The following is a 12,958-nucleotide window of genomic DNA, read 5'->3' as shown; positions in this document are numbered from 1 at the left end:
GTTTCCGCCGGCCTGGTGCCGGAAGACTCTGGGGTGCCGGGGGAGCCCTCGGTGCTACTCGGAGGCTCTTCGCCTTCGGACCTGTTCACGTCGTCTCCTGCTCTTTCAAACTGTTGAATCATAGCCTTTCACTGCTCGTTGGTTCCACTCGCCCGGTCACAGTCTGCGCAGCCTCGCCGGTCTCGCCCTCGGCATAGGGGTCGGCGATGCCCAGTTCCGCGAGCAGCCGCACTTCCAGGGCCTCCATGGCCTCGGCCTCGGCCGGCGCCTCGTGGTCGTGGCCCAGCAGGTGCAGCACGCCGTGCACCACCAGATGGGTGGCATGGTCGGCCAGGCTCTTGCCCTGCTCGCGCGCTTCCCGGCGGCAGGTCTCGAAGGCCAGGGAAACATCGCCCAGTGAGCGCCCGCCCTCCGGCAGTGCCGTGCCGTCGGGGAAAGACAGGACATTGGTGGAACTGTCGCGCCCGCGCCACAGGCTGTTCAGTTCCTGCTGGCTCTTGTCGTCGGTGAGCAGAAGCGAAAGTTCGTCCCGGCCCGCAGGTGAGAGCGCACCGCTCTGCCGCAGGGTGAGTGCCGCGGCCTGACGCAAACGGCTCAGCGGGCGGGGAAAGGCACGTCGCCATGCGGAAGCCTCACAGAGTACGGCGATGTGCGGCTCCGGCGCCTCGGCGCCACGGCGTCCTGAAGGAGCGGTGGTCATGGTCGTTCGAAGAGGTCTGCCTCCTGCGCCCGCCCGGCGTCGCGGGCGGCATAGGCCTGGACGATGCGGGTGACCAGTTTGTGGCGCACCACATCGGCGTCGGTGAACTGCACGAAGGCCACGCTATCGATCCCGGCCAGCAGGTCCGCGGCGTCGCGCAGGCCGGATCGCTGGCCGCGCGGCAGGTCGACCTGGCTGAGGTCGCCGGTCACCACCATGCGGCTGTTCTCGCCCAGGCGGGTGAGGAACATCATCATCTGGGTCGGCGTGGTGTTCTGGGCTTCGTCCAGGATGATGAAGGCGTTGGAGAGGGTGCGCCCGCGCATGAAGGCCAGCGGCGCGATCTCGATCTCTCCGGTCTCGAGGCGCTTGATCACCTGGTCGCCCGGCATCAGGTCGTGCAGCGCGTCGTAGAGCGGCCGCAGATAGGGGTCGACCTTCTCCTTCATGTCGCCCGGCAGGAAGCCCAGGCGTTCTCCGGCTTCGACAGCGGGGCGCGAGAGGATCAGCCGGTCCACCTTGCCGCTCAGCAGCCAGGTTACGGCCATGGCAACCGCGAGATAGGTTTTGCCGGTGCCGGCCGGCCCCAACCCGAAGACCAGTTCGTTGGCGAAGAGCGCCTTCAGATAGGTCACCTGACCCGCCGAGCGCGGCGTCACATGGCGCTTCTTGGTGACCAGCGCCAGTTCCTTGCCGTGCATGGCCTGAAGGCCGGCATCGCTGCTCTGGCTCAGCGCCATGCGGGCGGCGGCATCGACCTCGGCATTGCCCACGGCCATGCCCTTCTTCAAGCGTTCATAGAGGGCGCCCAGGGCCTCGCTGGCGGCCTGGCGGGAGTCTTCCGGCCCGGTGATTGTCACGTTGTTGCCGAAAGAAGCCAGGCCGACGCCGAGCTGCTGCTCCAGGCGCGTCAGGTTTTCGTCATGCTGGCCAAACAGCAGCGGCAACAGGGAGTTGTCGTCGAACTGCAGTTGCAGTGCGTCGCGGGTCAAGCCATCGCCCTCGTTGTTACTCCCGCCGCCACGGTTTGCGGCGGCTCTACGGCATTCATGTCATCGCCCGCAGGCAGGGTGACCACGCGGCCGATCAGGGAGTTTGGGTGGGCTTCGAGCACATCCACGTCCACCAGATGACCGAGCAGGCGCGCCGGCGCCTCGACCACAACGGACTGCATCGAGGGGCTGCGCCCCACGAGCTGGCCCGGGTGCTTGGCGGCGCGTTCCAGCAGCACCGGGACGCGCTGGCCGACGCTTTTGCGGTTGAAGGCTTGCTGCTGCTCGTTCAGGAGCTGTTGCAGCATGGCAAGGCGTTCGGACATGACCGCTTCCGGCACAGCCTGCGCGGCGCCGGCGGCGGGGGTGCCCGGCCGGGCCGAGTACTTGAAGGAATAGGCCTGGGCGTAGCCGACGTCGGTGACGAGGCGCAAAGTGTCGGCGAAGTCGCGGTCGCTTTCCCCGGGAAAGCCGACGATGAAATCGCTCGACAGGGCGAGATCCGGCCGCGCTTCACGCAACTGGTCCACCACGCGATGATAGAAGGCGGCGTCGTGGCGCCGGTTCATGGCGTCGAGAATGCGGTCAGAGCCCGATTGCACCGGCAGATGCAGGAAGGGCATGAGCTTGGCTTCCTCGCGGTGCGCTGCGATGAGCTCGGCATCCACATCGCGCGGGTGCGAGGTGGTGTAGCGCAAGCGCTCCAGCCCCTCGAACTCCGCCAGGCGCCGCAGCAGCCGACCCAGCCCCCACTCACGTCCGTCCGGCCCCTCGCCGTGATAGGCATTCACGTTCTGGCCCAGCAGCGTGATCTCGATCACCCCCGCCTTCACCAGGCGCTCGGCCTCGGCCAGGATGTCGACCACGGGCCGGGAAACTTCGGCGCCGCGCGTGTAGGGCACCACACAGAAGGCGCAGAACTTGTCGCAGCCTTCCTGCACGGAAAGGAAAGCCGCGGCGCCGGGGGCAACGGATTCCTCGGGCAGGAAGTCGAACTTGGATTCAGTCGGGAACTCCGTATCCACCAGGGCCTTGCGGTCTTCCCCGGCCAGGGCGCGGGTCACCAGGCCGGGCAGGCGGTGATAGGTCTGTGGCCCGACCACCAGGTCCACCTGCGGCGCGCGGCGCACGATCTCTTGGCCCTCGGCCTGGGCGACGCAGCCGGCGACACCGATCAAGAGCCGACGGCCTTCCTCGGCTGCGGCGTTCTGCAGGGCGCGCAGGCGACCCAGTTCGGAAAAGACCTTCTCGCTGGCCTTCTCGCGGATATGACAGGTGTTCAGCAGGATGAGGTCCGCGCCTTCGGCGGACTCGCTCTGGCTATAGCCCAGCGGTGCCAGACTGTCCGCCATGCGGGCGGAGTCGTAGACATTCATCTGGCACCCGTAGGTCTTGATGTAGACTTTCTTGCTCGACACGCTCCGTCCTGCCAATCCGGGGGGCGGGCCACCGGGCCCTGCTCCCCTATTCATAATGTTTAGCACAAAGTTGGCGGCGCTTCATCCGCTTCAACCGCCCGCCCGCTGTGGCGGGGGCGCGTTCGGAGCCTTCCGCGCCACACGCCGCAGGCCCAGTCGCCGCCGCTCCGGTATGCCCACCTTGCCCGCCAGGGCGTCGGCGACCCCCTGGGCCACGACACGGTGGCAATGCTCGGCCAGCGCCTTGCGCGACCCATAGTCGCGCAGGGTCACGGGCTCATGGAACTGGACCACCACGGTGACCATGCCCATGCCCAGGGCTTCCCATGCGTGGCCCGGCAGGCTCATGTCGCCGTACCAGGCAAAATAGGGACGCAGGAAGCGGCCCATAGGCATGCCATCCAGTCGCGTGTAGGTGATGGAGACGGGCTGAACCGTCAAGGGCCCACCGCCCTCCACTTCTCGTTCTGCCACCGCGAAAAGCGCCGACTTGAAAGGCAGTACCCGGTTGCCGTCACTGCTGGTGCCTTCGGGAAAGAGCACCAGATCATCGCGCGTGGCGAGGCGGGCGGCGATCTCGTCGCGCTGTCCGCCGGTCTGTGATCGGCGGCGGTCGACGAAGACCGAGCGCTGCAGCTTGGCGAGCCAGGAGAAAAACGGCCAACGGGCGATCTCCGCCTTGGCGATGAAGGAGGCGCGCAACAGCGATCCCAGCACGGGAATATCGAAGTAGGAAACGTGGTTGGCCACAAAGAGCACCGGATGCTCCTGCACGGCCTTGCCCACTTCCACCACCTTGATCCCGAGCAGGCGGCAGCCGCGGCGGTGAAAGCGATAGGGCAGTTCCCGGGCCAGTCGGGTGCTGAAGAGCAGGAAGAAGGCCTGAACCGGCATGAGGGCCAGGGTGAAGCCGAGATAGAGCAGCGTCCGACGCAAGGCCCGCAGCGGCGAGGAGTAGCCCCCTTCCATGGTGTCAGGTCTCTCCCGTCTCCGTAGCCGCTTCGCTCCGGGTGAGATTGCGCCGGTATTTGTCCGTCACGACGTCGGTCTTCACCACCACGCAGACATCGGTGGTGCCGAACTCATGGTCGACCACGGCGCCGTCGCCCACGAAACCGCCGAGACGCAGGTAACCCTTGACCAGCGGCGGCAGGGAATGGAGCGCCGCCTTGGCGTCCAGGGCCTCCGCCGGCATGAGGTTCATGTCGACGTAGCGCTCGTCGACCGCGCGCGGCCGCAGGGCCGGCGGCGCCAGATGATGGTGGTGCAGGTAGGCCAGAGGCTGCGCCAGCGAGGACACGTCGGTGCCGCGCAGGCTGGCACAGCCGAACAGCAGGTCGACCTTGAAATGCAGCACGTAGGCCGCAATGCCGCGCCAGAGCAGTTGCATGATTCCGCTCGTGCGATAGTCGCGGTCGACGCAGGAACGGCCCAGCTCCATGATCTCGCCGGGGTAATCCAGCAGCTTGCTGATGTCGTACTCGTCCTGGGTATAGAACTGCCCGGCACGTTTGGCCTGCGCGCGGCGCAGGAAGCGATAGGTGGCGATCACCCGCCCGGGTTCGCCTTCGCTGTGGTCGAAGATGAGCAGGTGGTCACAGTGGGGATCAAAGGCATCGAACTCGCGGCGCGTGCGCGCCATTTGCTCGCTCGGCTTCGCACCCACCTCGTCAACGAAAACCCGGTAGCGCAGCTCTTGAGCCGCGGCCACCTCGGCCTCGCTTTCGGCCAGGCGGATCCGGAAAGTGCGCGCGCGCACGTCGACCGGACGATCGGTGGTGCCGCTGTCGGGCCTGATGTCACTCATTGGGATGCCTTCCGCCCGTCCGATGCCCGTTCGGTTATGGCGCGAAGCGGCACGCCGGTTTGTCGTTGAGCGGACATCCTCAGGACTTGTCGCTGGGGGTCTGCTTGGTGTGCGCCCGTCGGCGCTCGGCCTCCTCCAGGCGGACGCCGTAGAGCTCGAGCCGGTGATCGACCAGCTGGTAGCCGAGCTTGCGCGCGATCTCTTCCTGCAGGCGCTCGATCTCTTGGTTGACGAACTCGATGACCTCGCCTGACTGCATGTCAATCAGGTGGTCATGATGTTCCTCGGTGGCCTCCTCGTAGCGCGACCGTCCGTCGCCGAACTCATGGCGCTCGAGTATGCCGGCCTCTTCGAAGAGCTTGACGGTGCGATAGACCGTGGCAATCGAGATTTTCGGATCGATCTCCACGGCCCGCTGATAGAGCTGCTCCACGTCGGGATGGTCGTGCGCCTGCGAAAGAACGCGTGCGATGACCCGACGCTGCTCGGTCATCTTCAGGCCGCGTTCGATGCAGAGGGCTTCAATCCGGTCGGCCATCACCCTACCCGTCACTTAACGCTGCAACACCAAAGGCCTGGCCGGGGCGATCGCGCAGCCTCCTGCGTCAAGCCGCCGAGCCCGGCCGCGGCTGGCCCTATAATGACAAGATCGCGTGCCGGGGCAATGGTAATCCGACCATGGCGGGCAAGCCAAAGCGACACGGCCACGCCGGTGAGCCGCTGTGCGCTCCGGCGTGGCCGCCTGTGCCTTGACCATATCCGCGCCGCCACACCGGGCCGCAGCCCGCGGCGAGGCCTACTTGCTGGAGCGCCGGCCGAGCCCGATCTCCTTGGCGAGCTGACTGCGCTGCTTGGCGTAGTTCTCCGCGACCATGGGATAGTCGGGACCCAGGCCCCACTTCTCGCGATACTCGTCCGGGGTCATGTCGTAGGCGGTCTTGAGATGACGCTTGAGCATCTTCAGCTTTTTGCCGTCTTCCAGGCAGATCAAGTAATCGGGATGTATCGACTTCTTGATCGGCACGGCCGGAACCGGGCGCTCCTCCTGCTTTTCGGCGGAGCCCACTTGGTCCAGCATCTCGTAAACTTCGCGGATCAAGCCCGGCACATCTGATGGTGCGACGGCATTGTTGGAGACATGGGCCGCGACGATGTTGCTGGTCAGGGAAAGCAGTTCACTCGGCTTTGGCTGTTCAGACATTATTCGTTCCCGAAAAAGCGAAATCTTCCTGAGGATATAGATAGGTGAGACTGGGCACGCAATACTATTTTTGCATATCGGAAGTAGTCCCCTCGCATCGCTAAGGAAATGCGCAGCATGCGTTTGAAACGCGCGGAGAAAAACGCTTTGGCAGATGGGAAATCCGCGCCTGACGATACTCGTGGCGCCAAGGTGTTACGGCAAGTCATAGGCGAGCAGCAGGGCATCCACCCTTTCGCCTTTCCGAGTGTAATAATTCGGGCGCCGGCCCACCTCATCGAAGCCGAAGCGCTGATAGAGTGCGAGGGCCGCCGCATTGTCCCGGGCCACCTCGAGCAGGACACGATGCGCCCCGAACAGCCGGACCCGCGGCAGCGCCGTTGCCAGCAGCCGGCTGCCCAGCCCGGTCCGGCGCTGCTCCGGCGCGACACAGAAGGTCAGGATCTCCGCTTCATCGGCTGCGATCCGCAGCAGGATGAAGCCCTCGGGCGTCGCATCGTCGTCTTGCCGCTCGCCCGAAGACTCCAGCAGCCAGCCGCAGACTCCCGGCGAGGCGAGCAGCTGCTCGAAGCTGTGCCGCGACCAAACTTCATGGGGAAAGCAGCGCGCGTGCAGCGCCGCGATGGCGGTCGCGTCTTCGGCGTCGATCGGTCGGACGGCAGGCTCATGCACGGGGCTTGCCCGGCAGGGTGACATCGGGCGGGCGCAGGTAGAGCGGAGCCGGGGGCGGGCTGTCGGCCGAAGGCAGTGGCAGTGTCGCCGCCAGGCGGGCCAGTGCCACGCTGTCCGCCGCGTCGGTGCCTTCGACCATCTGATAGTCGCGCCCCGCCAGAGCCGGCAGGATCTGCTCCACCCCATCGCCGGCCAGCAACAAGGGACCCCTGGGCAGGCGTTCCGCCACCAGCTCGGGCGGGAGCGATTGCGGTGCCTCCAGAGGGTGTTCTTGGGGATCGAAGCACTGCACAAAAACGTCGGCCCGTCGTGCGTCGATGGCGACAGCCAGGGTGCGCTCGCTCCGCTCGGCCTCGGACAGCACCTGGGCGGTCATGGCCGCGTACAGCCTGAAGCCGTCGATGGCGAGCAGCGGAAGGCCGCCGGCCAGGGCTAGGGCGCGGGCAGTCGCCAGGCCCACGCGCACGCCGGTGAAGCTGCCGGGCCCGCGGGTGACCGCCAGACGCCCCAGATCGGCCCAATCGAGTCCGGCCTCCGCCAGACACTCCTGCAACAGCGGAAGCAGCCGCTCGGCCTGGCCGCGCCGGCGCGCCTCGAAGCGCTGCGCCAGGACCGCGTCGCCCACAAGAATGGCGGCAGAGCAGCTGCTGCCGGCGCAGTCGAAGGCGAGCACGGGAGTCTGGGTCATAGTGGCAGCGGGCATGAAGGAGGCATTAGCCTTGGGCGATGTGAGGTTTGCGGCTTTCTAGCCGCATCGGCGGCTTTGTGCACGCCTGCGCATATTGGTTCGACATCGGAAACAATCAATTGCATGGGATACGGCTTGGCACAAAGCGGGGAAGCAATCATCTCTTTGGGAACGGGGCCGGCGATTGCGGGATTGCCGGACCAGCCACTCATCAACGAGCCACTCAATCAAGGAGCAGCTTCATGTCCAAGGTTCTCGTTCTCTACTATTCGATGTACGGTCATATCGAGACCATGTCGCACGCCATTGCCGACGGCGCCCGCTCGCTCGAGGGCACCGAGGTGGTGATCAAGCGCGCGCCCGAGACCATGCCGCGCGAGGTGCTGGAGCAGATCGGTGCCAAGCTCGACCAGCCGGCGCCGGAAGCGACGATCGACGAGCTCGTCGACTATGACGCCATCATCCTGGGCGTGCCGACGCGCTTCGGCAACATGCCCGGCCAGATGCGCACCTTCTGGGACCAGACCGGTGGCCATTGGGCCAAAGGCTCCCTGGTGGGCAAGGTCGGCAGTGTGTTCACCTCGACCGGAACCGGCGGAGGCAGCGAGACCACCATCACCTCCACCTGGAACACCCTGACCCATCATGGTCTCGTGATCGTCGGCCTGCCCTATACGGCTGCCGAACTGAGCGATGTCTCGGAAGTGCGCGCCGGCAGTCCCTATGGGGCCGCGACCATCGCCGGTTCCGACGGCAGCCGTCAGCCGAGCGAGAAGGAACTGAGCCTGGCGCGCTTCCAGGGCCGCCATGTGGCGCAGATTGCGCAGAAGCTGCACGGCTGACCCCTTTCACGAAGGGGCAGCCTTAGGACCGGAATAGAGAAGGATGCGTTATGGGACTGCTGATTGACGGCAAATGGCATGATCAATGGTACGATACGGACAGCACTGGCGGCCGCTTCGAGCGGAGCGAGAGTGCCTTCCGCAACTGGATCACGCCTGACGGCAGTCCCGGCCCTTCCGGGAGCGGCGGCTTTGCCGCCGAGCCCGGGCGCTATCGCCTCTATGTCTCGCTGGCCTGTCCCTGGGCGCACAGGGCCTTGATCTTCCGCGCGCTCAAGGGCCTGGAGTCGGCCATTCCCGTGTCCGTCGTCCACTGGCGGATGAAGGAGAACGGCTGGGAATTCCGCACCGACGACGACCCGAGCGAGGCCGTCACCGGCGACCCCCTCTTTGGTGCCGATTTCATGCATCAGCTCTATACCCGCGCCAAGTCCGACTACAGCGGGCGGGTGACGGTGCCGGTGCTTTGGGACGAAAAGCGCGAAACCATCGTCTCCAACGAATCGGCCGAGATCATACGCATGTTGAACTCCGCCTTCGATGACGTCGGTGCGCGCCCGGGCGACTACTACCCGCAGGACCTGCGGGAGGAGATCGATGCCATCAACGCCGTGGTTTATGACCGGGTGAACAACGGCGTCTACAAGGCTGGTTTCGCCACGAGGCAGGCGGCCTATGAGGAGGCGGTCACCGACCTCTTCGAGACGCTCGATGACCTGGAAGCCCGCCTGGGCCGGCAGCGCTATCTCGCAGGCGAGCGCCAGACCGAAGCCGACTGGCGCCTCTTCACCACGCTGCTGCGCTTCGATCCGGTCTACGTCGGCCACTTCAAGTGCAACCTGCGCCGGCTGGTGGATTATCCCAATCTCTGGGCCTACACCCGGGAGCTCTATCAGGTGCCGGGTGTGGCCGAGACGGTGAACTTCCACCACATCAAGCATCACTATTACGGCAGCCACGACACCATCAATCCGACCGGAGTCGTGCCCTTGGGGCCGCTGCTCGATCTTGAGGCGCCGCACGGCCGCGGCTGACGGCGCCCGCTGGGCAAAGCACGGCGCTTTCGGAGCAGTCCCGCCCCTGGCCGGGTGCTATGGGCGGGGCTCACTCCCGCGAGGCGCGTCCCATGTTCTCCAAGATCCTCTGCTGTATCGACGGCTCCGAGCACGCCCTGCGGGCGGCGGAGTCGGCCTGCGCCCTGGCGCAGCGCTTCGAGGCACCCCTGACCTTCCTGACCGTGGCCAAGGAGCTCGAGCCCTCCAAGGCGGTGAAGCGCTTCCTGGAGATCGAGCATCTCTCGGGCGAGGCCCAGTACGTGCTGGATGACTACACGGAATCCTATCTGGAAAAGGCCAAGGACGTGGCCGATGCCACCGGTTTGCGCGGCGTCCGCACCGAGGTCCGCACCGGCCATCCGGCGCGCACCATCATCGATTTCGCGCACCGCGGCCGCTACGACTGCATCGTCCTGGGCAGCCGCGGCATGGGCGACCTGGAAGGCACCCTGCTCGGCTCCGTCAGCCACAAGGTCGCCAGCCTCGCCAAGTGCACGGTGGTGACGGTCAAGTGATTCTGCTGCGGACAGGCAGCACATCCTTTGGCTATTATCGCCAGTAAGCATTCCCTGGCTCATTTGCCGGAAACCGAGCCTGCGAAACCATCGGGCGATGCGGCATGACAGCTGAGTGACTGGTGCTGGTCCTGAGCTAAGCGACACTGTTGCACTCAACCGGCGTGGACTAAAGGACGACTGTGCTGGCTTGGCAAATCCAGATGGTGAAATGATGCAGAGGTCCGCTGTGTCTCTGCCGCCTTTGCGTGCGTTGTCGGCCTTTGAGGCAGTTGCGCGCAATATGAGCTTTGCTAAAGCTGCAAAGGAGTTAAATGTTACCTCATCGGCTGTTAGTCAACAGATCAAGATATTAGAAGAACACCTCGCAATAAGTCTGTTTCGCAGACTGAATCGGCGAGTATTGCTTACAGAGGCGGGCGAGTTGTACTATGCTTCTGTTTCCGCAGCTTTTCGAACAATCGGTGAAGCAACAGAGCGTGTAGACAGCAACGCCAGCCCAAGATTGCTTGTTGTCCGATCGGCACCCAGCTTTGCTGCTAAATGGCTAATGCCTCGCCTCGGTGATTTTCTGCTGCGCAATCCAGACATTGATCTGCGCCTCGATGCTTCCAATGAGAAAACTGATTTTGTACGCGAGGCAGTTGATTTAGAGATACGGTTTGGGGGCGAGGTTTGGGGTAACTTGCACGTAGAGCCGCTGTTCTGCGAGCCCTTCGTTCCACTGGCAGCGCCATCTTTGGTGCGCAAGTACGAAATCAAGAGTGCGGACGATCTTCTGGCGCTTGGCTTGCCGCTGATTCACTCCGTAAAGTGCCCTGTGGATTGGCAGGAGTGGTTTGCAGCGCAAGGTGTCGAAACGCCCAGTTGGCTGCGCGGACCAAGATTCGACCGCTCTTTCATGTCGATTCAGGCAGCGGTGGATGGGCTGGGCGTCGCCCTGGAGAGTTGTGTCATGGCTTCCGCAGAAATCACAGGAGGAAGCTTGGTCTGCGTCGTGCCGAACCCGCCGAGCTTTCTGCGTAGGCTCTATTGGTTCGTCTGTCCGCCCGCAAACTTGAAGCGAGAGACGGTTGAAAGGTTCCGCCACTGGCTCTTTTCCCAACCCGAAATGCAAGGTCGGGAACTTGAGGAGAGCCCTTAAAGCGCAGGTCCGCCTTATAACTGTTGACCGACCCGTCCAGAGTACCTCAGCCCATAAACAGCCTGGGGAGAAATAGGACCAAACCGGGAAAGAGTGTGATCAGTAGTAGGACCCCGAATCCCAGAAGGAAAAAGGGCACGACTTCACGAAAAACAGCCTCAATCCGAGCTTGGGCGAATTGTCCAGCTATGTAGAGACATATTCCCACCGGCGGTGTCAGCAGGCCAAGCATCAAGTTAAACACAACGATGACGCCAAAATGCACTGGATCGATGCCGTACATAAGCACGATGGGCACGAGGATCGGCACAAAAATGGTTAGTGCTGCGATTGCTTCGAGAAAAATGCCTATCACGAGCAGCAGCACATTAATCACCAACAATAACAACAGTGGATCGTCAGTGATAGACAGCAGCAGGTTTGATAATTGGCGGGGAAGGCCGGTCACAGCCATCAGCCAACCAAAAAGACTGGCCATGGCAACAATGATCATGACCGCCGCTGCTTCAAGGGCGCTGCGACTTAGCACCTCGGCGAGGTCCTTCTTAGTGAGCTCCCGATAGACGAGTGTTCCGACTAGCAGCGCGTAGAGTACCGCTATTGCGGCGCTTTCAGTCACTGTAAAGACGCCGCCGACCACCCCCACAAGGATGATTGCTGGCATCACCAAAGCAGGTAGCGCGCTTGCCAGACGCATCAAGAAGACGCGGGGTGACACCGCGCCGTGTACGGGATAGCCGCGGCGCCGCGCGATAATCCAGCTCAGCGCCATCAGACCAAAGCCCAGCATCAGTCCCGGCACGATTCCAGCGAGGAAGAGCGCACCAATCGAGACGCCACCACCTGCGATAAGGGCATAGAGTACAAGCGGGATGCTTGGTGGGATGATCGGACCGCAGATTGAAGAGGCGGCAGTGATCGCGGCGCTGAAAGGCCCGCCATAGCCTTCCTTCTTCATCGCAGGGATCAACGTACTGCCGACCGCGGTTGTATCCGCGACGGCTGAGCCGGAAACACCGCCGAAGAAGAGACTCGCCGCCACGTTGCCCATGGCAAGGCCGCCGGTGAACCGGCCTACCACGGCGTTGGCGACGCCGATAATGCGGTCTGTCATGCCACCGCGGTTCATCAGATTGCCGGCCAAGATGAAGAATGGAATGGCGAGCAACGCGAAGGCGTCGGCTCCGAGCAGCGCTCGCTGGGGCACCAAGGACAGGGGAAAGACCCCGTGCCCCAGGATCAGGCCGATTGCCGCTACCCCCATCGCAAAGGCGAGCGGCAGCCCCAGCAGAAGCAGGACGAAGAAGCTGCCGATCAGGATTGCGCTCATGACCCTCCCTCCCCCCCTTTACCGGGGTTGGAGGTATCGCTGAGCCGAGGAACCCCTTCAATCGCTCGCTCTATCCAATAAACCAGCATAAGCGCCGCAGAAACCGGGGCAGCGAAGTAAAAAGTGCTGGGCGAGATATCGAGCGCTCCAAAGGTCTGCGACAGGTTGGCCCAGGCTAGGTTCCAGCCGTAGACCAACAGGACGAGAAACAGCACGAGCAGCAGCAGGGCATTCAGAGCCTGCACCGTGCGGCGCAGCGCAGGTGGGAGCAGTTCCACGAAAAAATCTATCGCGATGTGCCCAGATCGCCTGTAGAGCACCGCTGCGCCCAGAAAGGTGGTCCAGACGAAGAGGATACGGTTGACTTGCTCGGTCCAAACCAGTGGCGCATTCGCCACGTATCGGGTCCAGACCGCCACCAGCATAATCAGAACCATCCCTGCGAGCAGCAGGCCCAGAAGACGCACTGACACTGCTTCACTGGCGGAGCAGAAGCGGGCGAGCGCGGATGCAGCGTTTCGATCGCGTTGGGGCCGATATGCTTCCGCCTGCTCCGGCACTTCATCGCTCATCGCACGCCTCCCTGCCCGCGGA

15 protein-coding genes are annotated in these 12,958 nt (G+C 64.0%); 4 read left to right on the top strand and 11 right to left on the bottom strand.

Translation table 11 applies throughout. The features are described from left to right. Nucleotides 1-118: 118 nt before the first annotated feature. The 9 genes from ybeY to tsaB all read right to left on the bottom strand — a co-directional run bounded on the left by ybeY (nt 119) and on the right by tsaB (nt 7,493). Nucleotides 119-700, bottom strand: a complete 582-nt coding sequence (ybeY, locus tag ABZ720_RS05950; RefSeq protein WP_366554594.1) for an rRNA maturation RNase YbeY — start codon at nt 698-700, stop codon at nt 119-121. Continuing rightward, nucleotides 697-1,692 (bottom strand): PhoH family protein, encoded by a 996-nt coding sequence (locus ABZ720_RS05945; RefSeq protein WP_366554593.1) that lies wholly within the window; start codon nt 1,690-1,692, stop codon nt 697-699. The genes ybeY and ABZ720_RS05945 overlap by 4 nt, the downstream gene beginning before the upstream one ends. Continuing rightward, entirely contained in the window at nt 1,689-3,110 is a 1,422-nt protein-coding gene (gene miaB, locus ABZ720_RS05940) for a tRNA (N6-isopentenyl adenosine(37)-C2)-methylthiotransferase MiaB (protein ID WP_438264084.1), read from the bottom strand. Before miaB ends, ABZ720_RS05945 begins: the two co-directional genes overlap by 4 nt. Nucleotides 3,111-3,200: 90 nt before the next feature. Beyond that, nucleotides 3,201-4,079 carry a lysophospholipid acyltransferase family protein gene (locus ABZ720_RS05935; RefSeq protein WP_366554591.1) on the bottom strand — a complete coding sequence of 293 codons (879 nt, stop codon included), beginning with the start codon at nt 4,077-4,079 and terminating at the stop codon, nt 3,201-3,203. Between the two features lie 4 nt (nt 4,080-4,083). After that, on the bottom strand, nt 4,084-4,917 hold the full coding sequence (locus tag ABZ720_RS05930; RefSeq protein WP_366554590.1) for a GNAT family N-acetyltransferase: 834 nt from the start codon (nt 4,915-4,917) through the stop codon (nt 4,084-4,086). Between the two features lie 79 nt (nt 4,918-4,996). Next, complete coding sequence (locus ABZ720_RS05925; protein WP_366554589.1) at nt 4,997-5,455, bottom strand: Fur family transcriptional regulator; 459 nt, start codon at nt 5,453-5,455, stop codon at nt 4,997-4,999. A gap of 258 nt (nt 5,456-5,713) precedes the next feature. Further along, nucleotides 5,714-6,118: a Ros/MucR family transcriptional regulator gene (locus ABZ720_RS05920; RefSeq protein WP_366554588.1), complete on the bottom strand. Its 405-nt coding sequence runs from the start codon at nt 6,116-6,118 to the stop codon at nt 5,714-5,716. A 195-nt stretch (nt 6,119-6,313) separates the two neighbouring features. Continuing rightward, the gene (rimI, locus tag ABZ720_RS05915; RefSeq protein WP_366554587.1) at nt 6,314-6,790 is read right to left on the bottom strand and encodes a ribosomal protein S18-alanine N-acetyltransferase; all 477 of its coding nucleotides are present in this window, start codon (nt 6,788-6,790) and stop codon (nt 6,314-6,316) included. Then, on the bottom strand, nt 6,783-7,493 hold the full coding sequence (tsaB, locus tag ABZ720_RS05910) for a tRNA (adenosine(37)-N6)-threonylcarbamoyltransferase complex dimerization subunit type 1 TsaB (protein ID WP_366554586.1): 711 nt from the start codon (nt 7,491-7,493) through the stop codon (nt 6,783-6,785). The genes rimI and tsaB overlap by 8 nt, the downstream gene beginning before the upstream one ends. Before the next feature lie 227 nt (nt 7,494-7,720). On the opposite strand from tsaB, the gene wrbA reads away from it, so the two are divergent. From wrbA to gcvA, 4 genes are all read left to right on the top strand, one after another. Beyond that, nucleotides 7,721-8,320 carry an NAD(P)H:quinone oxidoreductase gene (gene wrbA, locus ABZ720_RS05905; protein WP_366554585.1) on the top strand — a complete coding sequence of 200 codons (600 nt, stop codon included), beginning with the start codon at nt 7,721-7,723 and terminating at the stop codon, nt 8,318-8,320. A gap of 50 nt (nt 8,321-8,370) precedes the next feature. After that, nucleotides 8,371-9,354 (top strand): glutathione S-transferase family protein, encoded by a 984-nt coding sequence (locus ABZ720_RS05900; protein WP_366554584.1) that lies wholly within the window; start codon nt 8,371-8,373, stop codon nt 9,352-9,354. Between the two features lie 92 nt (nt 9,355-9,446). Beyond that, nucleotides 9,447-9,890, top strand: coding sequence for a universal stress protein (locus ABZ720_RS05895; protein ID WP_366554583.1), 444 nt, complete (start codon nt 9,447-9,449; stop codon nt 9,888-9,890). Nucleotides 9,891-10,080: 190 nt separating this feature from the next. Beyond that, nucleotides 10,081-11,034 carry a transcriptional regulator GcvA gene (gcvA, locus tag ABZ720_RS05890; RefSeq protein WP_366554582.1) on the top strand — a complete coding sequence of 318 codons (954 nt, stop codon included), beginning with the start codon at nt 10,081-10,083 and terminating at the stop codon, nt 11,032-11,034. A gap of 46 nt (nt 11,035-11,080) precedes the next feature. Here gcvA and ABZ720_RS05885 read toward each other — a convergent pair whose 3' ends face one another. After that, nucleotides 11,081-12,364, bottom strand: a complete 1,284-nt coding sequence (locus tag ABZ720_RS05885) for a TRAP transporter large permease (RefSeq protein WP_366554581.1) — start codon at nt 12,362-12,364, stop codon at nt 11,081-11,083. Continuing rightward, complete coding sequence (locus ABZ720_RS05880) at nt 12,361-12,936, bottom strand: TRAP transporter small permease (protein ID WP_366554580.1); 576 nt, start codon at nt 12,934-12,936, stop codon at nt 12,361-12,363. The genes ABZ720_RS05885 and ABZ720_RS05880 overlap by 4 nt, the downstream gene beginning before the upstream one ends. Nucleotides 12,937-12,958: the final 22 nt, after the last annotated feature.

It is taken from the genome of Aquibaculum sediminis, assembly GCF_040712085.1.
In the GTDB taxonomy this organism is placed as follows: Bacteria; Pseudomonadota; Alphaproteobacteria; order Kiloniellales; family DSM-21159; genus Aquibaculum; species Aquibaculum sediminis.
Note: the sequence above shows the minus strand (reverse complement) of the source record. Positions and strands in the feature narration are given on the sequence as shown.

Coding starts and splice junctions, on each gene's coding strand:
- ABZ720_RS05920 (WP_366554588.1), bottom strand. CDS start 6,118: ATGTCTGAACAGCCAAAGCCGAGTGAACTGCTTTCCCTGACCAGCAAC.
- ABZ720_RS05880 (WP_366554580.1), bottom strand. CDS start 12,936: ATGAGCGATGAAGTGCCGGAGCAGGCGGAAGCATATCGGCCCCAACGC.
- ABZ720_RS05930 (WP_366554590.1), bottom strand. CDS start 4,917: ATGAGTGACATCAGGCCCGACAGCGGCACCACCGATCGTCCGGTCGAC.
- ABZ720_RS05895 (WP_366554583.1), top strand. CDS start 9,447: ATGTTCTCCAAGATCCTCTGCTGTATCGACGGCTCCGAGCACGCCCTG.
- ybeY (WP_366554594.1), bottom strand. CDS start 700: ATGACCACCGCTCCTTCAGGACGCCGTGGCGCCGAGGCGCCGGAGCCG.
- ABZ720_RS05925 (WP_366554589.1), bottom strand. CDS start 5,455: ATGGCCGACCGGATTGAAGCCCTCTGCATCGAACGCGGCCTGAAGATG.
- ABZ720_RS05885 (WP_366554581.1), bottom strand. CDS start 12,364: ATGAGCGCAATCCTGATCGGCAGCTTCTTCGTCCTGCTTCTGCTGGGG.
- ABZ720_RS05900 (WP_366554584.1), top strand. CDS start 8,371: ATGGGACTGCTGATTGACGGCAAATGGCATGATCAATGGTACGATACG.
- ABZ720_RS05935 (WP_366554591.1), bottom strand. CDS start 4,079: ATGGAAGGGGGCTACTCCTCGCCGCTGCGGGCCTTGCGTCGGACGCTG.
- tsaB (WP_366554586.1), bottom strand. CDS start 7,493: ATGCCCGCTGCCACTATGACCCAGACTCCCGTGCTCGCCTTCGACTGC.
- wrbA (WP_366554585.1), top strand. CDS start 7,721: ATGTCCAAGGTTCTCGTTCTCTACTATTCGATGTACGGTCATATCGAG.